Annotated in this window: 18 protein-coding genes; 5 read left to right on the plus strand and 13 right to left on the minus strand. The window is 40.4% G+C overall.

Annotation, left to right across the window (positions count from 1 at the left end; translation table 11 throughout):
* Window positions 1-77: 77 nt before the first annotated feature.
* Window positions 78-3,440 carry a transcription-repair coupling factor gene (mfd, locus tag BUL40_RS02945; protein WP_080318025.1) on the minus strand — a complete coding sequence of 1,121 codons (3,363 nt, stop codon included), beginning with the start codon at window positions 3,438-3,440 and terminating at the stop codon, window positions 78-80.
* A 151-nt stretch (window positions 3,441-3,591) separates the two neighbouring features.
* Here mfd and BUL40_RS02950 point away from each other — a divergent pair, with 151 nt between their 5' ends.
* Window positions 3,592-4,941, plus strand: a complete 1,350-nt coding sequence (locus BUL40_RS02950; protein ID WP_080318026.1) for a dihydrolipoyl dehydrogenase family protein — start codon at window positions 3,592-3,594, stop codon at window positions 4,939-4,941.
* Here the strand turns inward: BUL40_RS02950 and BUL40_RS02955 are convergent, their stop codons facing one another.
* The 7 genes from BUL40_RS02955 to BUL40_RS02985 form a co-directional block, all read right to left on the minus strand.
* Window positions 4,942-5,742, minus strand: a complete 801-nt coding sequence (locus tag BUL40_RS02955; protein WP_080318027.1) for a hypothetical protein — start codon at window positions 5,740-5,742, stop codon at window positions 4,942-4,944. It lies immediately after the preceding gene.
* An 80-nt stretch (window positions 5,743-5,822) separates the two neighbouring features.
* Window positions 5,823-6,449, minus strand: a complete 627-nt coding sequence (gene pdeM / locus BUL40_RS02960; protein ID WP_080318028.1) for a ligase-associated DNA damage response endonuclease PdeM — start codon at window positions 6,447-6,449, stop codon at window positions 5,823-5,825.
* 97 nt (window positions 6,450-6,546) lie between these two features.
* The gene (locus BUL40_RS02965; protein ID WP_080318029.1) at window positions 6,547-10,902 is read right to left on the minus strand and encodes an endonuclease/exonuclease/phosphatase family protein; all 4,356 of its coding nucleotides are present in this window, start codon (window positions 10,900-10,902) and stop codon (window positions 6,547-6,549) included.
* Window positions 10,903-11,010: 108 nt separating this feature from the next.
* Window positions 11,011-13,470 (minus strand): ligase-associated DNA damage response DEXH box helicase, encoded by a 2,460-nt coding sequence (locus tag BUL40_RS02970; protein ID WP_080318030.1) that lies wholly within the window; start codon window positions 13,468-13,470, stop codon window positions 11,011-11,013.
* A gap of 131 nt (window positions 13,471-13,601) precedes the next feature.
* The gene (locus BUL40_RS02975; protein ID WP_244901811.1) at window positions 13,602-13,952 is read right to left on the minus strand and encodes an endonuclease domain-containing protein; all 351 of its coding nucleotides are present in this window, start codon (window positions 13,950-13,952) and stop codon (window positions 13,602-13,604) included.
* Window positions 13,953-13,980: 28 nt separating this feature from the next.
* Window positions 13,981-15,597 (minus strand): ATP-dependent DNA ligase, encoded by a 1,617-nt coding sequence (locus tag BUL40_RS02980; RefSeq protein WP_080318032.1) that lies wholly within the window; start codon window positions 15,595-15,597, stop codon window positions 13,981-13,983.
* Window positions 15,594-16,619, minus strand: a complete 1,026-nt coding sequence (locus tag BUL40_RS02985) for a ligase-associated DNA damage response exonuclease (protein WP_080318033.1) — start codon at window positions 16,617-16,619, stop codon at window positions 15,594-15,596. The genes BUL40_RS02980 and BUL40_RS02985 overlap by 4 nt, the downstream gene beginning before the upstream one ends.
* 87 nt (window positions 16,620-16,706) lie before the next feature.
* On the opposite strand from BUL40_RS02985, the gene BUL40_RS02990 reads away from it, so the two are divergent.
* Window positions 16,707-17,132, plus strand: a complete 426-nt coding sequence (locus BUL40_RS02990) for a tellurite resistance TerB family protein (RefSeq protein ID WP_010519458.1) — start codon at window positions 16,707-16,709, stop codon at window positions 17,130-17,132.
* Between the two features lie 15 nt (window positions 17,133-17,147).
* On the opposite strand, the gene fbp is transcribed toward BUL40_RS02990, so the two are convergent.
* Window positions 17,148-18,152, minus strand: a complete 1,005-nt coding sequence (fbp, locus tag BUL40_RS02995; RefSeq protein ID WP_010519459.1) for a class 1 fructose-bisphosphatase — start codon at window positions 18,150-18,152, stop codon at window positions 17,148-17,150.
* A gap of 112 nt (window positions 18,153-18,264) precedes the next feature.
* On the opposite strand from fbp, the gene BUL40_RS03000 reads away from it, so the two are divergent.
* Genes BUL40_RS03000 through BUL40_RS03010 form a run of 3 tightly spaced genes read left to right on the plus strand, consistent with a single transcriptional unit; the run spans window position 18,265 to window position 21,915 of the window.
* Window positions 18,265-18,741 carry a GNAT family N-acetyltransferase gene (locus BUL40_RS03000; RefSeq protein ID WP_010519460.1) on the plus strand — a complete coding sequence of 159 codons (477 nt, stop codon included), beginning with the start codon at window positions 18,265-18,267 and terminating at the stop codon, window positions 18,739-18,741.
* A 30-nt stretch (window positions 18,742-18,771) separates the two neighbouring features.
* Entirely contained in the window at window positions 18,772-20,022 is a 1,251-nt protein-coding gene (locus BUL40_RS03005) for an aspartate kinase (protein ID WP_080318034.1), read from the plus strand.
* Between the two features lie 60 nt (window positions 20,023-20,082).
* Entirely contained in the window at window positions 20,083-21,915 is a 1,833-nt protein-coding gene (locus BUL40_RS03010) for a GNAT family N-acyltransferase (protein WP_010519462.1), read from the plus strand.
* On the opposite strand, the gene BUL40_RS03015 is transcribed toward BUL40_RS03010, so the two are convergent.
* The 4 genes from BUL40_RS03015 to BUL40_RS03030 form a co-directional block, all read right to left on the minus strand.
* Window positions 21,912-22,406, minus strand: a complete 495-nt coding sequence (locus tag BUL40_RS03015; protein WP_244901812.1) for a GNAT family N-acetyltransferase — start codon at window positions 22,404-22,406, stop codon at window positions 21,912-21,914. The genes BUL40_RS03010 and BUL40_RS03015 overlap by 4 nt on opposite strands.
* A 62-nt stretch (window positions 22,407-22,468) precedes the next feature.
* Window positions 22,469-22,891, minus strand: a complete 423-nt coding sequence (locus tag BUL40_RS03020) for a TM2 domain-containing protein (protein WP_010519464.1) — start codon at window positions 22,889-22,891, stop codon at window positions 22,469-22,471.
* A gap of 53 nt (window positions 22,892-22,944) precedes the next feature.
* Entirely contained in the window at window positions 22,945-23,331 is a 387-nt protein-coding gene (locus tag BUL40_RS03025) for a VOC family protein (protein ID WP_080318035.1), read from the minus strand.
* Between the two features lie 64 nt (window positions 23,332-23,395).
* A complete protein-coding gene (locus BUL40_RS03030; protein WP_080318036.1) occupies window positions 23,396-23,854 on the minus strand; it encodes a DUF1801 domain-containing protein in 459 nt (152 codons plus the stop codon).
* Between the last annotated feature and the right edge of the window lie 27 nt (window positions 23,855-23,881).

The following is a 23,881-nucleotide window of genomic DNA, read 5'->3' on the forward strand; positions in this document are numbered from 1 at the left end:
ATCAACCATCAACCATCAACCATCAACCATCAACCATCAACCATCAACCATCAACCATCAACCATCAACCATCAACCCTAATTAGCTAAAGGCTGTAAAATACGTAAGGCAACATCTACGTTGGTAATCCGATCCATGGTTAAAAGAAGGCGTAAACCGTTTCGGGTTTCTTTTTCTTTTAGTTTTACTTTATTAGGATTGGTTTGCACATATTGCAATACGCGGGTAAAGGCACTGGTTTGGTAAAAATCGGATTGCTGGTCGGCAAGAAAGTAACCCACAAATTTACCTTTTTTCATCACTACCTTTTCCAAGCCAATTTTGTTGGCAATCCATTTTACACGTACGGAGTTTAAAAGGTCAACCGCTTCGTCTGGCAGCTCGCCAAAACGGTCTTTTAGTTGTTGTTCAAATTGCTGCAACTCGGTTTCGTTGGTGGTTTCGTTTAACTTGGTGTACAAGTTTAAACGCTCCGTAATGTTATTGATATACTCATCTGGGAATAACAACTGAAAATCGGTATCCAAAGTAGTTTCTTTAACATAGACTTTTTTACGGTCGTTCCCTTCCACTTCGTCGTACAACTCCTTAAACTCGTTTTCTTTTAACTCATCTATAGCTTCAGAAAGAATTTTTTGGTAGGTTTCAAAACCAATTTCGTTGATAAAACCGCTTTGCTCACCACCCAATAAATCGCCAGCTCCACGGATTTCTAAATCCTTCATGGCAATATTAAACCCACTTCCCAAATCCGTAAACTGCTCCAAGGCTTCAATACGTTTACGGGCTTCTGGTGTCATGGACTCATATGGAGGGGTAATAAAATAACAGAAGGCTTTTTTATTGCTTCGCCCCACACGACCACGCATTTGGTGCAAATCACTCAATCCAAAATTATTGGCATTGTGGATAAATATGGTGTTGGCATTGGGTACATCTAACCCACTTTCAATTATGGTTGTAGACACCAATACATCAAACTCACCGTTCATAAAAGAAATCATGAGTTCTTCTAGTTTTTTACCGTCCATTTGCCCATGGCCAATGCCAATTTTAGCATCGGGTACCAGCCGTTGTAGCATACCTGCTACTTCTTTTATATTTTCTATTCGGTTGTGGATAAAAAATACTTGTCCGCCGCGAGAAATCTCGTAAGAAACCGCATCCCTTATTACTTCTTCGTTTAGACCAATAACCCTACTTTCTATAGGATAACGGTTGGGTGGTGGTGTGGTAATCACAGACAAATCCCTGGCTGCCATTAAACTGAACTGCAAGGTTCTTGGTATAGGTGTCGCCGTTAGGGTAAGAACATCTACATTTTCTTTTATCGCCTTTAATTTATCTTTTACGGCTACACCAAATTTTTGTTCCTCATCAACAATAAGTAGCCCTAAATCTTTAAATTTTACGTTCTTGTTCACCAATTGGTGCGTGCCAATAATAATGTCTACTTGGCCAGCTTCTAGGCGTTCTAAAACGTCTCTTTTTTCTTTGGTGGTTCTAAATCGGTTTAAATAGTCTATGGTAACCGGAAACTCTTCTAGTCGTTTTCTAAAGGTCTTGGCATGCTGAAAAGCCAAAATGGTCGTAGGCACCAAAACGGCAACTTGTTTGCCATTGTCCACAGCCTTAAAAGCGGCTCTAATGGCAACTTCGGTTTTTCCAAAGCCTACATCCCCACAAATAAGGCGGTCCATAGGACGCTCACTCTCCATATCTTTTTTAAAATCCTCCGTAGCTTTTGCCTGGTCCGGTGTATCCTCGTATATAAAAGAAGCCTCTAGCTCGTGTTGTAGATAGCTGTCTGGCGCATATTGAAACCCTTTTTCCGTACGTCTTTTGGCGTATAATTTTATAAGGTTAAATGCAATATGTTTAACCCTACTTTTGGTTTTTTGCTTCAGCTTTTTCCAGGCGGCAGAACCTAACTTAAACACCTTGGGCGGCGCACCATCTTTGCCGTTGTATTTACTTATTTTATGTAGGGAGTGTATGCTAACGTAGAGTATGTCTCTATCGCCGTAAATAAGTTTTATGGCTTCTTGCTTTTTGCCTTCTACATCTATTTTTTGTAAACCGCCAAATTTACCTATACCATGGTCTATGTGGGTTACATAATCCCCTACCTCTAACTTGGTGAGTTCTTTTAAAGAAATGGCTTGCTTTTTAGAATAGCCATTCTTTAGGTGAAATTTATGGTAACGTTCAAAAACCTGATGGTCTGTATAACAAGCTAGTTTTAGTTCCTGGTCTATAAAGCCATTGAATATTGGAGTCACTACCGCTTGGTAGTGTACCTTTTCTTCCATGTCTTTAAAAATATCTTCAAAACGCTTGGCTTGCTGCTCCGTTGCGCAGAAAATAAAATTAACAAAACCGTCTTTATGGTTTTGGTTCAGGTTATTTATGAGCAGTTCAAACTTTTTATTAAAGGTAGGCTGCGGCTTATTTTGAAACTGAATAATATCCGTCCGTTCGGTATCCTTGGCATTTAATTGACCCAATTGAACCAGATTGAATTGATGCAATTGTTCCTGTAACAATGCACTGCTGGCAAAAAGCTCATCAGGTGTTGCGCGTTTAACCTCGTTGCCTAGTTTATTGAAACTTTCTTCCGCACGTTCAAAATTTTCGTTAATACGATTGTACACCAAAGGCAGGTCTTTGGCAAAAATCACCGTATTGTTAGCTATGTATTTTAGAAAGCTTTGTCGGCTTTCTTGTAAGGTTTTGTTCTCTACGTTCGGGATAATGGTAATTTTATTCACCTTATCCGTAGATAATTGTGTTTCTACATCAAACGTACGGATGCTATCTACCTCGTCACCAAAAAATTCTAGTCGGTACGGTTTATCATGACTAAAAGAAAAGACATCTACTATACCCCCACGTACAGAGAATTCTCCCGGCTCTGTAACAAAGTCTACACGTTTAAATTTGTATTCAAATAGTACTTCGTTTAAAAAATCTAACGATAAGGTATCGTCCAACTTAATTTTGAGCGTACTTTTTTCCAGTTCTTTACGGGTTACCACTTTTTCAAAAAGGGCATCGGCATAGGTAACAATCAATGCAGGTTTCTTACGAGAGTTTATCCGGTTTAGCACCTCTGCTCTCAAAAGTACATTGGCATTGTCCGTTTCTTCTATTTGATAGGGCCTACGGTAGCTGCCTGGATAGAACAGTACATCCTTATCGCCTAGTAGTTGTTCTAAATCGTTAAGTACATAGGCGGCCTCTTCCTTATCGCTTAGCAACACCAAAAATGGCTTTTCGGCTGTTTTAAACGTATTTGCTAAGGCAAATGAGAGTGAAGAACCTACCAGGCCTTGAACGGTAGTTTTTAAGGGCGATGCAGAATCTTGGGCAATAGTGTTTTGCAGTTTCCTAAGGGTAGGAGACTGTTCAAATAGCTGAAGTACGGACGCTTTGGTCAATCCTGTAATTTTTTTGAATTGCAAAGATACGCATCGTTCCTAAATCGATGCCATCCATTTTTGATGGAAATGCGTTAGTCCTTGACGCTAAAAATGAACACCTTGCCAAAATTCTCTTTTTGTAAATTTAAAAGAGACCAATACTTTTTATATGGAAGCCAAGAAGTTTAATGTTTTTGTAATAGGAAGTGGCATTGCGGGGCAAACCGTGGCTACTAGTTGTGCCAAAGCTGGCCTTAAGGTGGCCATTGCCGATAAGCGAGCGTTTGGAGGAACTTGTGCCAATAGGGGGTGCGACCCTAAAAAGGTGCTACTAGCTGCTACTGAAGCACTACAGCAAACAGCGCAATTAAAGGGTATTGGCTTAGAAGGTAAAATGGAGATCAACTGGAAAAAGCTACAGAAGTTTAAGCGTACATTTACTAAATCTGTACCCAAAGCCACCGAAAAAAAACTACTAGAAGCGGGTATAACGCTGTACCACCAATCGCCTAAATTTCTAGATAGAAATACGTTATCCGTAGAAGGTAAGATGATTAAGGCAGACCATATTGTAATTGCAACCGGTTTGGAACCTGTGAATTTGCCTATAAACGGGAGTAAACACTTAAATACTAGTGACGACTTCCTAAATCTTAAAACACTCCCAGAAAAACTGGTATTTATTGGCGGTGGCTATGTTGGGATGGAGTTTGCGCATATAGCCGCCAGAGCAGGGGCAAAAGTAACGGTCATAGATTCTGGAGATTTGCCTTTAAAGGGTTTTGACCAAGACTTAGTTGAGCGCTTAGTAGCATATTCTAAAACTTTGGGAATTGAATTTATTATGAATGCTAAGGCAAGTACTATAAAAAAACTGAAAAAAAATTATAAAGTATATTACAAACAAGGCGATAAAAAGCACCATTTAAAAACAGCTATGGTCTTTAATACGGCAGGCAGAGTGCCTGCGTTAAAAGCCTTAGACTTAGAAAAAGGGCGTGTAGATTTTAATGCCAATGGTATAGAAGTAAACACCTTCTTACAGAGTAAAAGCAATGATTTGGTGTATGCCTGTGGCGATGTAGCAGATAGTAACCTTCCTCTAACGCCATTATCGGGGAGAGAAGGTTACGTAGTAGCAGAAAATATTATCAGGAACAGGAAAAAACGAATAGATGTTCCGGTTATTCCTTCTGCAGTATTTACCCTGCCCAATTTGGCTTCTGTGGGGTATAGCGAAGAGGAAGCTAAAAAGCGTTACAAAAATGTAATTGTAAAGTCTGGTGATGCTAGCAGTTGGTTTAACGCTAAACGATGGAACGCGCCAGTATACGCCTATAAAATTTTGTTGAATGAACGTACAGGTGAAATTGTAGGCGCGCACCTATTGGGTCCGGATGCAGGTGAGACCATTAATACTTTTGCCTTGGCCATAAACCATAAAATGACGGAAGACGATTTACAGGGCACTATATTCTCTTACCCATCTTGGGTGTATGATACTAAAAGTATGGTGTAGTTATTTTAACCCCCAGCGTTCTTTACATTTTTCTACTGGGCTTGTGGTTCTATTTTGATAAGCGTGGATTCCTGTAGCAATAAATAAAACAATGGCCCCGCCCAGAGCGGTAAATGCTATACTTGGAAGAGCGGTTTTATGGCGAATGTAAATAGCTGCCAACGCCCAAATCCCTACCAGTGCAAACTCGCGCATATTTCGTTTTAGGATGATAAGTAGGTTGATGAGTACCGCGGCAATAATCATCACAATAGTCCATGTTGCTTCAGAAAGTGGGCCGCCGTCCCAACCCAATTTGGTTAAGTAGGCCGAAACGTTGGCGATGGTAGCCACGGTTATCCAACCAGAATACAAACATATGGGCCACCATACAAAAGCGATAATTTCTATGGGAGCATCCCAGCATTCCATATCCGTATTTCGTATTATTTGAATCAAGGAGACCAAAATTCCTAGCATGATGAGTACGGAAAGTCCAACCAAATCATAACTAAAAGCAACCACCCAACTGGCATTTAGAATATTAGCTAGAGCGAACCAAAAGCCGGTTTGTAGGATAAATTCGTCTGTTTTTTTACTGAAAAATGCGCGTCTAACCTGAAAAGTAGCATAACCAATTAAGCTTAAAAAGATTAGTCCCCAAATGGAAAATGCGTAACCTGCAGGTGTAAAAAGATTATCGTATTGGGCACTAACCTCACCAATAGTGGTGTTGTTTAAACGGTAAATTTGAGAAAGCGCATTTACCAAAAGCACCAGTACTACAGATAATGCATTTATGATTGTTAGTCGTTTTACCATTTGTGCCAATTTAGTTGGGAAAATTAAGCAAATGGTACTGGTTTGTTGGTCTGGATTGCTATAAAAAGGCGTTCTTTTGGCTATACCTTAATCACTTGTTGGTCTGCCAACACAAAAACTTCGTCTTCTGGTTGGGGTGTCAAAACATACGTTCCCGTAAACTCCCCAAATGCAGGTAAAATAAGTTGTTTGTCCGTTTTATAAAAGCAGGGCAGTTTTAGATGCTGCCGGCCAAACCCCTTTAGTTTAACCGCAGGGTGTATGTGGCCACAAAAGTTATAGTGGCCTTCTTTTTCTTCTGGATGATGCGTCAATAGAAAGCCTTCCGTTAGTATCTCTTCATGCAATTCAATGTGTAAGGCTTCAAATTTTTCTGGGGCAATAATGTCGTGGTTTCCGGTAATTAGGGTGATTTTAGCCGGAGTCTTTGCGACCCAATTCTCAAATAACAACCACTCTTTGTTTAAAGAAGAGTGGAACAAATCCCCCAAAAAACAAATTTCAAAAGGCTGAAATGTTTGGATGACTTCATCTAGCATTACATAATTCCGATGCACTGCTTGTTTGGGTACTGCTGCACCAAATTTTCTAAAATGCGATACCTTTCCTAAATGCACATCGCTAATAAATAAGCACGATTTTTCGTGCCAGAAAAGTGCCCCATAAGGATGTAAGGTAAAGTTTTGATTTAAAATAGTAATCTTCATTGAGCAACTGCAAGAATCCAGATGGCAAAGATACGAGCCAAAAAAAGAACGCCCAGCATAATGCTGGGCGTTACCTATTATCTGGAAAGTGTGTATGCTATTCTTTAATCAATTTAATGCTTTTTACTACCTCTCTACCTTCATAAAGGTTTAAAAAGTAGATGCCTTTATAGAGGTAATTTAAGTATAGTTTTTGACTTTCACATCCTTCTCTTATCCAAGTTCGGTGTACTACACGTCCGTAGCTGTTAAAAACAACTGCATAGTATCGTTCTTGGGTAGGTGTGCTAAAATTAATTTCGGTATAGGAGTTAAACGGATTTGGACTCGCGGTAATTACCTGCGCTACAGGGGGTACATTCTCACAACTACCCAAAGTAGCTCCTTTTTCCAATAAACGTGCTGCAGCCCTTTTGGAAACACAAAGGCTTCTGCCTTTAAAACAAACAGTAACTTTAGGGTTTCTGTAGTTGTTGCCACAACTCACGTCTTCTACAGTTACCGTAATATCTTTTATGGTTTCGCAACCGTTGGCATCGGTAACCGTAACGCTATACGTGGTGGTTTCTTCTGGGCAAACATGTATTTGCTCTGTAGCTTCGCCCGTATTCCACAGGTAGTTGTAGGGTGCAGTGCCACCCATAGTTTCCAGAATGCTAAGAGTAGTGCAATTGGCATCATTATACCCAATAAAAACCTTAACGTCTTCAGAAGTAATCACATCTAAAACCGCTGGCTCCATTAGGGTAAAACTAGCACTCACACTTGCAGAAAGCGCATCGGTAATGGTAACGGTATAATCACCAGCTTCCAATCCAGAAACACTTGGGGTACTAGCGCCATTACTCCATGCATATGTATACGGAGCTGCACCGCCAGATATGTTAACACTGGCCGTTCCATCAGCGTTTCCAAAACAACTGATGTCCGTACTAGCCAATTGCTCCAAACTTAGTGGCTTAATGAGCATGCGTACAGAAACAGGAAAATGGTCCGATGCTGTATTGGTATAATCACCATCGTAAAATTCGTAATGCACCCGAGCAGATTGGTCAATGTAATTAGGTGCTACCTCGTTAGACACCAAAATATGGTCTATCATATTTTCTCTAAACGCGTAAGACCTAAAACCTTGTTCGCTTAAAACATCCGTAAGTACATCAAAGTTGGTAGCATCTGCTACGTAGGCCTCGTAACTAGAAAGGGTAGTGTTAATACCATCTGCAACCGTTTCGTCTACATCATCATTAAAATCGCCCAAAAGAACCAAGTTGTTCGTAGGGTAATATTGATTTAAGCTATCGCGAAGCATCTCAACATCATACTTACGCATATCGTAACGTTCTTGAGGACCATTACTGCTATTGGCTCTTGCATGTAACACGATAAAGTCGTAATCAACTTCAGTACTATCAATAGTTACTTGGGTAGACATCATAAACGGTAAACGCCCGCTGGCATAGAAACGGTCTGGAGTACTAGGATAATCGGTTAAGAACGATGTGTCTCCACCATTGTAATACGGATGTACACTTTCTAACAACACCTTGGTATCCGTAATGTTTACCGTACTATTCTTATAAATAAAACCTACTTTCTGTTGGTTGCCCGATGTATCGTCTGGGTAAGAAACGGCAGGAGAAAGCACATAACTGTATCCTTCTAATTCGTTTACCATGGTGGTAAATAAAGCTTCGTCTGCTATCTCTTGTACGGCTAAAACGTCTGGGTTTAATTGCTGAATAATTGTTTTAACGCTGTCTTTTTGTATGGCGTCCGAGTTAGGGTTGCCCGCCGCTGGCGAATTGCTGTCATCTCCAAACCATTCTATATTCCACGTAGTGATTTCTAGTGTACTAGCAGGGTCTACTGGTATGGGTAAAGGTGGATTCTCATACGGTTGCGCACAAGCCAAATCTGAGCGTTGTCTTGGTAATAATTGGTAGAAGTCGCGAAATTTACCAACTACTCCAATAACTTCTCCGCAATTTTCTGGTTGTGCCAAACCTACAAGTTCAGTTACGTCATTGTCTATTCGCATTTCACCCGTACCACTTGTATCTGTAAGTTGATAATTGCTATTACCGAACAACAAATCGTTTGGTCTAGGAAAGCTAACATTGTTAATTTTTACCAGCTGTCCGTCGTACGCTCCTAATTGGTCTAGGGTTATCGTTGCCGGAATAATGGGTTGGTTAGGGGTGCCGTTTGCACTTACCGAAGTAACCGGGCCTAGTTGTAGTTGTTCGTTAAAAGAGCTACGTACCGCGGTAACGGTAATGCTGTCTCCAATCTGGAATAGCCCCTCGCCATGAACTTGAGGGTCAAAAATGGCAATACCCGCAGTAGCATCTTGTAGGTATGCAGAACCACCAAATTCGTCCGCTACGGTTAATACGCCAGTAACGGTAACCAAGGTGCCCTCTGCGGCATTTCGCGCTTCGCTAATAGTAATTACGTCAGGATTTTCGTCCACTCCACCATCACCACCAGCGTAGGTTTTAACAGGGTAAGGTACGCTTGCTGTGGCATTGGTAGTGGTGCCATCTAGCGCATTGGTGCCACTAAAACTCCAATCGGTTAAAACAAAAGAGCCGTTATTTAATGTACCTGTTTTACGGTAGGCCCATCCATCCAGATATTCCCAAGCTTGTCCTGTGCCATCTGTATTGCTATCGCCAAAAACATCTATAATTTCATTGTTGTAAAAAAGTTCAACGGCATCATCCCCATTAATGGCTAAGGCTCCAGAAGTAAAATCTGGTGCAAAGCCCAAGTAAGCGGTAAAATTATCGGTTTCAGAAGCAACGTAAATGTATGTTCCCGCCGCTACGCTCACGGCCGGAAAGGTAAATTCTACTCCATCCGTACCGCCACCATTGTTGGCAGAGCCAACAGCATAGCTACTTAAATCAGCAATAGCATTTCTTGCATACAATTCCATAGCTTTTGGCGTTCCACCAGAAAGTGGGCCATCTATAACCCCAGTAATCAATAAATCGGGTCCAAAAGCTTTTGTAGGGAATGGTGTAGTGGCAGTGGCATTATCTGTGCTACCATCTAGAGCATCCGTTCCAGAGAATATCCAGTTGCTGGAGTCAAAAGAACCACCATTAGCTATGCTATTGTCTTTACGATATGCCCAACCGTCTACATGGTCCCAAGCTGTTCCTGTTCCATCGGTATTAATATCCCCAAAAACGTCTATGACATTACCATTTAAAAATAGTTCCACGGCGTCGTCACCATTAATTCCCATTGCACCAGTGGTGTAGTCGGGTTCAAATCCAAAGAAGCTGGTAAAACCATCCGTTTCTGAGGCCACATAGATAAACGTGCCAGCAGCTACTGAAACCGCATCAAATGTAAATTCTTGTCCGTCTGTACCACCACCGTTATTGGCAGAACCCAAACCATAAGTAGATAGATCATCAATAGCAGCCGTAGCATATAATTCTACGCCTTTTGGTACACCGCCAGAAAGCGGCCCGTCAAAAACGCCTGTAATAATAAGATTTGCACTAATTGGACTGTCAGATTGGGTATTAGCAGTAGTAGTTACTCCAGTAGAATACTTAAAACTGTCAGAAACCGACCAAATTTTGTAGTAGTACGATGTATTTGGTGTTAAACCTACATGATTAAAACTACTGTTATTTCCGGAAAGTAAAATGGTACTACCATCGCTTAATTGTTCTCCAGGTACATAAGGAATGCCTTCTTCTGGGCTAGCAGTAATTGGGGCAGTAGTAGAAAATGCCAATAAAATATTATCGTTATTTGGATTCAATGCCCATGTTAAATCGATAGCAGTAGTGCTAATGGCCAAGCTGTTGAAATTAGTAGGATTGGCAATGATATCTACTTGACCGCCTCCAAAGGTTGCGGTTGGGAAAGGCACTGGTGCATTGGCATTACTCGTTTGCCCATCTAAGGCATTGGGGCCACTGTAGGTCCAATTGTCCAATACAAAAGTTGCTCCATCTGGGCCTGTGTCATTTTTACGATATGCCCAACCATCTAAGTACTCCCATGGTTGCCCAGTTCCGTCTGTGTTGATGTCGCCAAAAGTATCAATTACAGTGCCCTGGTAGAATAATTCTATAGCATCATCTCCATTTATATTCGCTGTACTATCCACGTAGTCTGGAGTAAAACCAAAAAAGGAAGCGAATTGTACCTCTTCTGAAGCTATATAAATAAAAGAACCCGCTGTTACACTGGTTACCGGAAAAACAAATTCTTCGCCATCTGTTCCACCGCCATTATTGGCAGAGCCAAGACTGTAAAAACTAAGATCGGCAATATCATTAACGGCATAAAGTTCTACCGCTTTTGGTAGTCCGCCGCTAAGTGGACCGTCTATAACCCCAGTAATTCTTAGGTCTTGAGCTAGGCCGCTAAAACCAAAAAAGAGGGTTGCTAAAAAGAGAAGCGCGTAATTTTTTTTCATATAGTGGGTTTAAGAATAAAAAAACGCTTAAAGGTGCGGCGTTTTTGTGTCATAGAGGTGTGCTAAAAATTAAGGTTAGGTTAACAATTTTAACACATAGGCGAACCGTTATTTGGTAAGCATGCGAGTCATACGCTTAATACGGTCTGCCAGTTTTTCTGAAGATAGTTTTTCTCGTAATCGGTCTGTAATGATAGGAAAAGAAAAAGGAGTAGGTTTTTCGCAATTTTTCCAAATAATGTTTTGCTGCGCGATGCGTTCCAGCGCTAATCGCAAACGGCCTTCTTCCAATTGATGTTCAAAAGTTTCGGTAAAAGCCTGTTGAAATAAAAGATTGTCTGGTTCATAATCCCGAAAAACATCGAATAATAATTGTGAACTGCTTTGCAGGTGCTTCATTTTTACGCCTTTCTCTGGATAACCGGTAAAAACCATTCCACTGATTACCGCAATATCACGAAACTTGCGCCTTGCCATTTCGTTGCTGTTTAGGCTCTTTTGTAAATCGGCCAATAAGTAATCTGTAGTAAACAAATCATTATCCAGTATGGCTTGTATGTCAATAGGTTTATCGCTCAACATCTCAAAACCATAATCGTTAAAGGCCAAAGAAGCGGTAATTGGACTTAATAGGCTTATACGATACGAAAGTAGGCTGCTCATGGCTTCATGTACCGCACGACCCTCGAACGGATAAAAAATATGATGATACCCGTCTCGGGTTTTAAAGGTTTCAATGAGAAATTCGTCTGGTTTGGGTACAATGCTTTCTTGACGTTGCTTGTCAAAAATAGGTTGTAGTGATTTCAATTCCGACCCCTGTAATTCGTCGGCAGCGGCTTTATAGAGTTCCTGGCGTAGCAATTCGGACATTTGGGCACTAAAACTGAGTCTACCGCCCATCCAACTGGGTACTTTGTTGGTTTTTTTATTGGAATTTCGCACGTGGGCCTGCATGCCTTTGATACGGATGAACTCCAAGTTTCTTCCCGCAAAAGTAAATACATCGCCTTGCGTTAATTTCGAAATAAAATATTCTTCTATAGAACCAATATATCCTCCTTTTTGGTATCTAACACTTATGGTAGCATCGCCTACGATGGTCCCAATTTGAAACCGATGCCGCATAGCTACACCTCGATTGTTCACTTTAAACTTGCCGTCTGCTTCCACTTCCACCTTTTTGTACTCGTCATAGCTGCTCAGACTTTGGCTGCCCATGACCAAAAAATTTAGGAGCCATTGCCACTGGTCTTCCGTAATGCCTTGATAGCAAAAGGTCTGCTGAATTTCAGGATAGATTTCTTCTGGGTAAAAACCATCCGAAACTGCTAAAGTGGTGAGGTATTGCAACAACACATCATAACTGTTGAGGTAGGGTAGGCGGTCTTCCACCGCATTTTCCTTAACGGCCACCTGCAAGGCAGAAGCTTCTATCAATTCCATGGCATGTGTAGGCAAAAAGTGGATAACACTCTCTTTTCCGGGTCGGTGCCCACTACGCCCTGCACGTTGTAAAAAACGAGCTACGCCCTTGGGGCCACCAATTTGTATTACCGTTTCTACAGGAGCAAAATCTACACCTAAATCCAAACTAGAAGTACACACCACGGCTTTTAAGCTTTCGTTACGAATGGCCTGTTCTACCCACAAGCGTGTTTCCTTGTTTAGACTGCCATGGTGCATGGCCATTTCCCCTGCGAATTCCGGATACTTTTCCAAGATTTTCTGAAACCAAATTTCGCACTGGCTACGGGTGTTGGTGAATAGTAAAGTGGTCTTACTGTTGTTGATGATGGGGACCACTTCGTCTAACAAATGCAAGCCTAAATGCCCACGCCACGGAAAGGTTTCCATGGTTTTTGGGATGATGCTTTTTACGGTAATTTTCTTTTGTAGGTTGGCGCGCACCATGACGGAATTTTCCAGTTCTGGACTTATGGGACCCAGTAACACCTGTCTGGCCTGTTCTAGATTACCAATGGTTGCCGAAATGCCCCAGATACGTAAATTTTTGCAGATGGTTTTGAGTCGGCTAAGACCCAGTTCCATTTGTACACCACGTTTGGTACCTAAAAGTTCGTGCCACTCATCTACCACAATAGCGGAACAGCTTTTAAAGACTTTTTTATAATCCTTGGAAGACAGTAGTAATTGTAAACTTTCTGGTGTGGTAATGAGCAAATCTGGCATGGCAGTGCGTTGCTTGGCGCGCTCTTTAGTGCTGGTGTCTCCCGTGCGGATGCCTACCGTCATTTGAGTGCCTAAATCTTCCGTAATGCGTTCTGCGGATTGTTTTATTTCTTGGGAAAGGGCTCGTAATGGTGTTATCCAAATAGCCTTTAACCCCTTTTTGTGTTTGTTCTTGTAATCAGGATTTTGTTTGATGTAGTTGAGAACGATGGGGAACCAAAGTGCGTAGGTTTTTCCGCTGCCCGTGGGTGCATTTAGCAGGCCGTGTTTGCCCGCCAAAAAGGCTTTCCAGGTCTCTTTTTGAAACGGAAAGGGTTTCCAACCTTGCTGCTGAAACCAATCTTGGGCTATATGGAATAATTCTTTTTGGGTCATATCATTTTTTAGTTCCTTCCCTTACTTAAGGGAAGGTGAATTGATGGTAATCAATTCGGAAGGGTTGCCTTTTTCCCTTTCCGAGGTAGCTATGCTACCCCACCTTTCCCATTGCAAAGGGAAAGGAATTATTATACGTTCTTAAAATTAGATTCAATTTCATTTAGTATTTGCTTCAAATCTTCAAAAACTTGCTTATTTTCAAAACGAAGTACTTTGTATCCTAGTTTCATTAAATGTTTATCTCTTAGATAATCTTGTTCTCTGTTTACCGTGTTAAAATGGATTTCTCCGTCCAATTCAATAATAATTTTCTCTTTTGCACAGTAAAAATCTACTATATAATTTTCTATTTGATGTTGTCTTCTAAATTTTCGGCCTGCTAATTGTTTTTTTTGAATGTACTTCCATAATTGTGCTTCAGCAGGGGTGAGATTTTGTCTTAGTTCTCTTCTAGAAGTAATTAGGTTTTTCTTTTTCATTGCTGATTTGCCAATCTTTTTGCTATTACTATCCCTCCCCATTCGGAATCAAAGCTTTTAAATCTTCCAAGCTATTGGCTTCTTCAATTTTCTTGTCTTGCCGCCAGCGTAAAATTCTTGGGAACCTTGTGGCAACACCGCTTTTGTGTCTTTTGGAAAGCGCTATGCCTTCAAAGGCAATTTCAAAGACATGATGTGGGGTTACGCTGCGTACCGGTCCAAAGCGTTCTAAGGTGTTTTTCTTTATCCAAGCGTCTACTTTTCGGAATTCGGCATCCGTAAGTCCGGAGTAGGCTTTTGCAAAGGTGACCAGCTCTTTTTCGCCATCTTCATTTTCGTCCCAAAGGGCAAAGGTATAATCAGTGAACAGGTTGCTACGCCTACCATGGCCCCTCATGGCATAAGTAAGTACGGCATCTATGGATAGTGGGTCTACCTTCCATTTCCACCAGTCGCCCTTTTTACGGCCTACCAAATAGGGGGAAGCGTTTTTCTTTAGCATGAGGCCTTCACTGCGTTTTTCTCTAGAGGTCTCCCGTTCTGCGGCTACTTCTTCCCATGAATTAAATGCCATTTTTTGGGATAGCAATAGAGGTGCACCCTTAGCTGAGGTTACTTGACTATGCAGTTGTTCTAGCAGCTTTCGCCTTTCTAAATAGGGTAATTCCCTGCAATCTTTACCTTCCCATTCCAACAGATCATAAGCCTTTAACACAACAGGAGTTTTTTTAAGCAAAGCCTTGGATACTGTCTTGCGTCCTATACGGGTTTGCAAATCGTTAAACGTACCAATTTCCCCATTGGGATAGGGTAGAATTTCGCCGTCTAGAACAGTACCGTTAGGGATAGCTCCCACAAACGCTTCAAACTCCGGATATTTATCCGTTACCAATTCTTCTCCACGGCTCCAAACAAACAATTCATTGTTGCGAAGAATAACCTGAGCACGAATGCCATCCCATTTGTGTTCAAAAGACCATTGGGTAACATCGCCTAAATCCTTGGGCTCATCCTCCAAGGCATATGCCAAATAGAAAGGATAGGGTTTGGAAAGGAAATCACTGGCCTTTTCTTCCAATACCAAATCTTGAAAACTAATGGTATTCGGGTCCCAATTCCCCATTAGTTTGTAGGCAAGGATATCTTCATCTATACCGGTAGCCTTGGCCAAAGCTCGGGTCATTAATTTTTGACTTACCCCAATGCGGAAGCCCCCGGTAATCAGTTTGGTAAATACAAAACGACCGTAATAATCCAATTGTTTCCAATTGGCGAAGAGGTAGACTTTTTTATCAGCATCTTCCTGTTTTTTGAGCCAAATCATTTCTTGCAAAAACTGGGTCAATGATTTGTCTGTCGCGGTTTCGTCTTGAGGTACAACCAAGGCAATGGTTTCTGCCAAATCACCAACAATATGATAGCTTTCCTCAAAAAGCCACAGCGGAATATTCGCAAGTTCAGAAGCCCATTCGCGCAACAAAGTAGTGTTTACCGGGCGCGGAGGCCTTCTATGAGATAATATGGCGATGGTCCACACCTTGTCTTGGTCTGTAGCGGAAGCAAAATAATTAGCCAAGGCCGCTACTTTTACATTGGTCTTGTTGGTGCCGTCCAAGGTTTTTATAAGTTGGGAGAACTGCTTCATGCCGATTCTTGGGTTTCGGGTTCTGCATTCACTTCGGCATTTTCTCCTTCAAATTGTGTAGCTTCTGTACGGGCGTCATAACCCAAATCGCGCAAGTATTTAGAAAAAATATCAGTATAACCGTGGGTACAAATTACCTTTTCTGCTCCTGTGTCTTTAATAGCTTTGAGCAATGATGGCCAATCGCAATGATCGCTCAACACAAAACCTTTGTCTATGGCGCGTCTGCGGCGTGCACCCCTAAAGGCCATCCAACCACTGGCAGAAGCGGTAACAAAGGGAACCATTTTACGTATCCAAGTACTGCCGTGCGCAGAAGGCGGTGCTAGCACCAAATTGCCTTTTATGGCTTCCTTTTTGGTATCTTTTGTAATTAGTTCCGTTTCTGGGAAATCCACTAATGGGCGTAAAACTTCCGTCATATTCTCAATGGCACCATGGGTATAGATTTTGCCAATGCTGGGGTCTAAATGCTTTAACAGGCGTTGTGCCTTGCCCAATGAATATCCGAATAAAATAGAGGTTTGGCCGTTGGCTTTGTTCTGGGCCCACCAGTTGTTAATGTCCGTGAATACTTCGGTTTGTGGCCGCCATAAAAAAGCGGGTAGGCCAAAGGTGCATTCGGTGATAAAACTATGGCATTTTACGGATTCGTAAGGTGTAGCTACCCCATCGTCCTCTAATTTATAGTCCCCCGTAAATACCCAGATTTCTCCTTTGTGCTCTACTTTTATCTGGGAAGAACCAATGATGTGTCCTGCAGGGTAAAAGGTGAATTTTACATTGTTTATGGTAAAGGGTTGTCCCCAGTTTACACCAGAAACATTTATATCTCCTAGCCGGTGTTTTATAATGGGAACGTTGCTGTTGTGTGTAATATATTGTTGGTGTCCCCAGCGGCTATGGTCTGCATGGCCATGGGTTATCAAGGCTTTGTCTACCGGTTTCCAAGGGTCTAAATATACCTTTGCCGGATGGCAGTAAATGCCTCGGTTCGTAAATTCCAATAAGGTTTTTTTCATAGCAGTGTGAATTTACGAATTCTTTCTAGCATTTCTTACTGTGGCATTTATCCATAAAAACTATATTTGCGGAACAAAAATTTGAAGATGCCAATTATAGATTTATACGAGCACGGAGAAAGAAGAAAAGAAGTGGCCCACTTTGCTACTTTGGCTACATTAGCTGCTGTGGACGGAGAAATTAATCCGGAAGAAAAAGCTGTTTTGGACAAGTTTGCTTTTAGACTGCATATTAGTGATGCAGAGTATGCCGAAATCTTGGATAAAGAGAATAAATATCCTATTGAGACACCGCATAGCGCAGAGAAGCGTTTAAAGCGACTTCATGACTTTTTTCAAATTATCTTTTCGGATAATGAGATGGACGAATCACAGCACCGAATGGTTAAGCGGTATGCTTTAGGACTAGGATTTACCTCAGAACAGTCTGAAGTGATCATAAAAAAATCAATAGAGCTATTTTCTGGTAAAATCTCTTTTGAGGATTACCAATATGTAATGGCAAGAAAATAGCCCTATCTACAATAACTAAGGTCGGAGAAATTCTTCGACCTTATCTACCATATTTTTACTGCCACAGAAAAAAGGTACACGCTGGTGTAGCTCCGTTGGTTCTATATCCATAATTCTTTGTGTGCCATCACTTGCTTTGCCATTGGCTTGTTCTGCTAAGAAAGCCATGGGATTACACTCGTATAATAAACGTAGCTTACCATTTTTAGCTTTGCTGGTTTGTGGGTACATATAAATACCACCTTTAATCATATTACGGTGAAAGTCCGATACCAAAGAACCAATGTATCTGGAGGTATATGGTCTATCTCCCTCTTCTTTTTGACAATACTTTATATAGTCTTTTACCCCTTGCGGAAAGTGTACATAATTACCTTCATTTACGGAGTAAATTGTACCATCTTCTGGGAATTGCATGTTTGGGTGACTTAAATAGAAGGTGCCCAAAGCAGGGTTTAGGGTAAAACCATTTACGCCATGCCCAGTTGTATACACGTACATGGTAGAGGTGCCATAAATAATGTAGCCCGCAGCAATTTGCTTGTTGCCTGGCTGTAAGAAGTCTTCCATGGTCACCGGTGTACCTACCGGCGTAACCCTGCGGTATATAGAAAAAATAGTACCTACGGAAACGTTTACATCTATATTAGAAGAACCATCTAATGGATCTATAAGAACCACATATTTGTTTTGGTGATTTTCGTCAAAACTATTGATGGTGATAAAATCATCTTCTTCTTCAGAAGCAATACCACAAACAATTTCACGATTTTTTAATGTTTGGATAAACTTTTCATTAGCCAGTACATCAAGTTTTTGTTGGTCTTCTCCTTGTATATTGGTTTCACCGGCGGCCCCGGTAATATCTACTAGGCCTGCTTTGTTTACTTCATGGTTTACTACTTTTGCCGCTAAACGGATACCATTTAATAGTCTTGATAGTTCGCCAGAAGTGTATTTAAAGGAGTTTTGATTGGCGATGATGAACTCGCCCATGGTTAGGTGTTTCTTTTGGAACATGAATGTGTGTTGTGTTATTTAAAGGCAAATATCGTACATTTTGTGAAACTACAACGTTTTCGAGTGTTCCATGTTGTGAAGTATTATAACTATTTGTTTTATTTGCAACAATATGGAAACAATTATCAGAACAGCTACAAAAGCAGATGTGCCAAGTCTTTATAGATTGATTATGGAATTGGCCGTTTTTGAAAAGGAACCCAATGCCGTAAATGTAACGGAAGAAGAATTAGCAGCTGCAGGTTTTGGAGAAAAACCCTTGTACCACTGTTTTGTTGCCCAAGAGGGCGAGGAGATTGTTGGTATGGCTTTGGTATATCCAAGATATTCTACTTGGGAAGGTCCTATAATACACCTAGAAGATTTAATAGTTACGCAATCTAGCCGGGGTAAAGGTATTGGTACTTTATTGCTAGATGCTGTAGTAGCTTACGGTCAAGAGAAAAAAGTTAGGCGTATTAGCTGGGAGGTTTTAGACTGGAATAGCCCGGCCATACGTTTTTATAAAAGCAAAGGTGCAGATGTCAAGAGAGATTGGGACGTGGTACACCTGCGCAAAGATGCAATAGATAATTATTTTAACGTATAGTCCTAAAAGCAGGACGGTGATAAAAAATATATGAGAATATTTAAGTTTGGTGGGGCTTCTGTAAAAGATGCCGAGGGTGTTAAGAATGTTGTTAATGTTCTAAGAACGGTAGGGCATACCAATACGCTATTGGTAATTTCTGCAATGGGCAAAACAACCAATGCCATGGAGCGCGTGGTTAATGGTTATTTTAATGACAAACCCGATATGGATGCTGCTATTGAAGAATTGGTAACCTATCATAAAACAATACTTAACGATCTGTTTGAGGCTAAAAATCACGAGGTGCACCATGCGGTAAATAGGCTAATAGAAGAGGTTAAAGGATTTTTAATCTGGAACAAGTCGCCTAAATATGCCTTTGTTTATGACCAAGTGGTAGGTTACGGTGAGTTAATTTCTACCACTATTGTTAGTGCTTATCTTAAAGAAGTTGGTTTAGACAATCAATGGCTAGATGTAAGGGAGTTAATTAAAACAGATAACAGTTATAGAGACGCCCAAGTAGATTGGGAAAAAACTGAAGCAGCGGTAAAAACAACTGTGGATAAGTCTAAGTTAAACATTGCCCAAGGTTTTTTAGGAAGCGATGAAAATAACTTTACCACGACTTTAGGTAGGGAAGGTTCTGATTATACCGCAGCAATTTTAGCGTATTGTTTGGATGCAGCATCTGTTACCATTTGGAAAGATGTACCCGGTGTATTAAATGCAGATCCCAGACACTTTACAGAAACCCAATTACTAAATAAAATAAATTACAGAGAGGCTATAGAGTTGGCATTCTATGGTGCCTCGGTAATACACCCCAAAACGCTACAGCCATTGCAGCGCAAAGAAATTCCTTTGCATGTAAAATCCTTTATTAACCCAAAAGAGCCTGGTACAACCGTGGGTAAAGGGGTTAAAATTGAGCCAGAAGTACCTTGTTTTATTGTTAAGAAAAACCAAGTTCTTTTAAAGTTATCTTCTTTAGATTTCTCTTTTATTGTAGAAAACAATATAAGCGAGCTGTTTAAATTATTTCATGAACACCGTTTAAAAGTAGATTTAATACAGAACTCCGCCATTAGTTTTTCTGTTTGTGTAGATAATAAATTTTGTGGGCTGTCCGCGGTTTTGCCAGAACTGGAAAAGAAGTTTAAAGTGGTTTGTCATGAAGAGGTTTCCTTATACACGGTAAGACATTTTACTGAAGAGGCGGTAAAATCCGTACTTAATGGTTATGAGGTACTTGTAGAGCAACGTGGAAAACAAACTACGCAGTTGGTCGTAAAATAAGGTTAAGGCGGCCTACTTCCTCTTTCTATTTTTCTATATTTACGTTTAGATATAGTGATAATGGGATTGGTTTCCGCAAAAGAAGTAGCGCAGGTTTTACACCTAGAGAAGTATGGTTTTATTGGAACATTCATTGGTTGGTTACTAATGAAAGTTACCCGGATTACCACTATAAACAGGTTTTACGATAATCATAAGGATTTAGACGCTCCTGAGTTCCTAGATAAAATCTTAGAGCATTACGAAATTAATTTTGAGATTGTAGAAGAGGATTTAAAACGTTTGCCTAAAGACGGGGCTTTTATTACTATTTCTAACCATCCGCTTGGCGGCATAGACGGGGTGTTGTTACTTAAACTTTTATTAGGTCAGCGACCAGATTTTAAGATAATAGCTAACTTTTTATTACATAGGATAGAGCCGTTAAGGTCCTATATAATGCCTGTTAATCCGTTTGAAAATCACAAGGATGCCAAGAGTAGTGTAGCTGGGTTTAAAAACGCATTGGCACATTTGCGCAATGGCCATCCATTGGGTATTTTTCCTGCTGGGGAAGTATCTACCTACAGAGATGGAAAATTAGTGGTAGATAAGCCTTGGGAAGAAGCCGCGTTGAAATTGATACGAAAGGCAGAAGTACCCGTGGTACCTATCTATTTTCATGCAAAAAATAGTCGGTTGTTTTATAGGTTATCCAAAATAGACGATGTGTTTAGAACGGCAAAATTACCTTCAGAATTGACCACACAGAATAGAAGGCCCATTAAAGTGCGTATTGGAAAGCCAATTTCCGTAGCGGTACAACAAGAAGAACCAACTTTGGAAAGCTTTACCGAGTTACTACGTAAAAAAACATATTTGTTGTCTAATGCCTTTGAAAAAGAGCGCTTTATAGACAAGGTTCCCTCATCTTTAAAAATACCTAAGCCCCCTAAAAAAATTGTTTCTGCAGTTCGTACCGAGGTAATCCAAGGCGAAATTGAGAAGCTAAGAGAAAAGGATTTAAGACTGTTACAGAGCAAAAACTACGAAGTTTTTTTAGCTCAAGAAAAAGACATGCCCTTTATCCTAAAAGAAATAGGAAGGCAGCGTGAGGTAACCTTTAGGGCAATTGGAGAAGGTACCAACAATGCTATAGATTTGGACCACTTTGATACGTATTACCATCATTTGTTTTTATGGGACGATGAGCAAAAGGCAATAGTGGGCGCTTACCGCATGGGTCTTGGTTCTGAAATTTTTGAAGCATATGGAATAGACGGCTTCTATTTACAAGATTTATTCCGGTTTGAGCCGGAACTGTACCCAATGATGCGAGATAGTATTGAAATGGGAAGGGCATACATTGTGGCCGAATACCAGCAAAAACCCATGCCTTTGTTTTTATTGTGGAAAGGAATTGTACATACCACGCTACGTTATCCGGAGCATAAATATTTAATTGGCGGGGTTAGTATTAGCAATCAATTCTCTAACTTCTCTAAATCCTTGATGATAGAGTTTATGAAGTCGCATTATTGGGATCCGTACGTAGCCCAATATGTTAGACCTAAAAAGGAATTTAAGGTGAAGCTTAAAGATGCCGATAAAGAATTTGTTTTTGATGAAACACAGGCAGATTTAAACAAGTTTGATAAGCTTATTGAAGAAGTAGAGCCAGGTAGTTTGCGTTTACCCGTATTGATAAAAAAATATATTAAACAGAATGCCAAAGTGGTTTCTTTTAATGTTGATCCCTTGTTCAATAATTCTGTAGATGGATTAATGTATATTAAAATTGCAGATTTGCCAGAAAGCACGGTTAAACCGGTTATGGAGGAGTTTCAGGCAGAATTGGAACGCAAGCATATGGAGGCCATGCAAGAACAGGCCAATCAAAATAAAGACGCTTAAGCAGTACCTACGGTATCGCTTCTTCTTTCATATAGCAAATTATCTTTCCATATGCCTTCTATGGTCTTAGCTATACGTTCCCGTTTGCCCAAATAACGGAAACCCATTTTCTCGTGTAACCTAATGCTAGATTTGTTTTCTGGGAAAATACTGGATTGCAAACTCCATATTCCATTTTCTTCACTGGCGGTAATTAACGCTTTAAATAGCAATTGGGCCAAGCCTTTACCTTGAGCCCGCTTGGAGACATAAATACTCACTTCTGCAACACCTTTATAAACCATGCGTGTTGAAGTGGGAGATAGGGCGGCCCAACCCAAAATTTCTTCATTTTTTGTAATTACCAGTCTACAAAAATTTAATTTCTTGGCAGACCAAGTGTCAAAATCTGGAACATCAGTTTCAAAACTAGCAAAACCAGTTGCCAATCCTTCTTTGTAAATACGGGCAACACTGGGCCAATCTTCTATTTGCATAGTTCTTATAACCATATAATCGTAATATTGCGATTAATAAAACATCAAAAAAGCCGGCAATAAGCCGGCTTATACTATTAGAACCAAGGTTTTCTACCCACTTGGTAGGTGTTGTAGAACTCCTCATCTGACTTTGTTAAATAGATGATACCTTCTACTAAACCAATTAAACCTACTATTGATGTAGGTATTCCACAAAGAAACCAACCCACCACACCAATAGCGGCCATGATAATTCCTTCTTTTTGATACCCTAAGATGAACTTGTGAACACCTAACCACCCTAATACTATAGCTAAAATTCCAGCAAGTATTTTTTTATTCTCAGCGTTACCTGCACCTTTTAAACCTTCTGCGAATTCGTTAGCAGTTTTTTTAGCGCCTTCACTAAAGTCTTTAGCGCCATCTTTTGCATCTTCTGCGGCTTCTTTGGCCGCCTCTTTTGCTTTATCAAATGCTTCTTCGGCTTTATCGCCTAGGTCTTTGTTTTCTTCAGACATTGTTTTTCTAATTGTTGGTTAATCTGGAATAAATGTAGCAAATAAATCAATACCTACAGAAAAGCTTGATCTACAGGTTCCCAAAGTTCTATTTTATTGCCTTCTGGGTCTAGTATCCAGCCAAACTTACCATACTCAAATTCTTCAATTTTATCAATAACCGTAACGCCTTCTTTTTTTAGCGTTGCAAGTAATTCTTTAAGGTTTTCTACCCTAAAATTTATCATGAACGGTTTTTGGCTAGGCTCAAAATAGTTGGTGTCTTTACTCATGGGACTCCACTGGGTTAGGGCATCATTACCTTGCTTGTCCTTCCACCAAAAACTACAGCCGTATTGATCTGTGTTTAAGCCTAGATGGTTGTTGTACCAATTTTTAATTTTATCTGGGTCATCGCACTTAAAGAAGATTCCGCCCAATCCTGTAACTCGTTTTTTCATCTTTTTATGTATTTCTAACTCGCCACTAAAAAGGTTAGGTGGCGGTATTATTTGTGCCGCCTATTTATTTGCGCTTTAGATTTTTCTCATATATATTAATCCAGTCTTTGGCGCTCATTTTTTGTGCTAATTCCCCAATTAGGGGGTAAGGTATTTGGTCCATTTTCTTAAACCGAATACAGCTTTTACCCATATCTAGTTTTGTTTTTGCGTACTTGCAATATTCCGTAACAAACCAGTCCAATACTTGTTTATCTGCATATAAACCAGAATGGTACAGGGCAACATAATTTTTTTGGGAAGCAATATTTATAAACGGCAAGGGTAATTTGGGGTTACAATGGTACTCATTAGGATAAACCGAATGGGGTACATAAAACCCAATCATACTATACGAAATACCTTCTTCAAAACCATCTGGTAGGTTTTCTTTTACGGTATCTCTTAGTTTGGTTACAGCTTGCTTGCTTTCTTCTGGTAGTTTAGAAATGTATTCTTCTACGGTTTTTGCTTCTATGGTCATTTAACTAAATTGGCTAGACCAATAAAG

Source organism: Croceivirga radicis (assembly GCF_002072105.2).
In the GTDB taxonomy this organism is placed as follows: Bacteria; Bacteroidota; Bacteroidia; order Flavobacteriales; family Flavobacteriaceae; genus Croceivirga; species Croceivirga radicis.

Coding starts and splice junctions, on each gene's coding strand:
- BUL40_RS02950 (WP_080318026.1), top strand. CDS start 3,592: ATGGAAGCCAAGAAGTTTAATGTTTTTGTAATAGGAAGTGGCATTGCG.
- BUL40_RS02955 (WP_080318027.1), bottom strand. CDS start 5,742: ATGGTAAAACGACTAACAATCATAAATGCATTATCTGTAGTACTGGTG.
- pdeM (WP_080318028.1), bottom strand. CDS start 6,449: ATGAAGATTACTATTTTAAATCAAAACTTTACCTTACATCCTTATGGG.
- BUL40_RS02965 (WP_080318029.1), bottom strand. CDS start 10,902: ATGAAAAAAAATTACGCGCTTCTCTTTTTAGCAACCCTCTTTTTTGGT.
- BUL40_RS02970 (WP_080318030.1), bottom strand. CDS start 13,470: ATGACCCAAAAAGAATTATTCCATATAGCCCAAGATTGGTTTCAGCAG.
- BUL40_RS02975 (WP_244901811.1), bottom strand. CDS start 13,952: ATGAAAAAGAAAAACCTAATTACTTCTAGAAGAGAACTAAGACAAAAT.
- BUL40_RS02980 (WP_080318032.1), bottom strand. CDS start 15,597: ATGAAGCAGTTCTCCCAACTTATAAAAACCTTGGACGGCACCAACAAG.
- BUL40_RS02985 (WP_080318033.1), bottom strand. CDS start 16,619: ATGAAAAAAACCTTATTGGAATTTACGAACCGAGGCATTTACTGCCAT.
- BUL40_RS02990 (WP_010519458.1), top strand. CDS start 16,707: ATGCCAATTATAGATTTATACGAGCACGGAGAAAGAAGAAAAGAAGTG.
- fbp (WP_010519459.1), bottom strand. CDS start 18,152: ATGTTCCAAAAGAAACACCTAACCATGGGCGAGTTCATCATCGCCAAT.
- BUL40_RS03000 (WP_010519460.1), top strand. CDS start 18,265: ATGGAAACAATTATCAGAACAGCTACAAAAGCAGATGTGCCAAGTCTT.
- BUL40_RS03005 (WP_080318034.1), top strand. CDS start 18,772: ATGAGAATATTTAAGTTTGGTGGGGCTTCTGTAAAAGATGCCGAGGGT.
- BUL40_RS03010 (WP_010519462.1), top strand. CDS start 20,083: ATGGGATTGGTTTCCGCAAAAGAAGTAGCGCAGGTTTTACACCTAGAG.
- BUL40_RS03015 (WP_244901812.1), bottom strand. CDS start 22,406: ATGGTTATAAGAACTATGCAAATAGAAGATTGGCCCAGTGTTGCCCGT.
- BUL40_RS03020 (WP_010519464.1), bottom strand. CDS start 22,891: ATGTCTGAAGAAAACAAAGACCTAGGCGATAAAGCCGAAGAAGCATTT.
- BUL40_RS03025 (WP_080318035.1), bottom strand. CDS start 23,331: ATGAAAAAACGAGTTACAGGATTGGGCGGAATCTTCTTTAAGTGCGAT.
- BUL40_RS03030 (WP_080318036.1), bottom strand. CDS start 23,854: ATGACCATAGAAGCAAAAACCGTAGAAGAATACATTTCTAAACTACCA.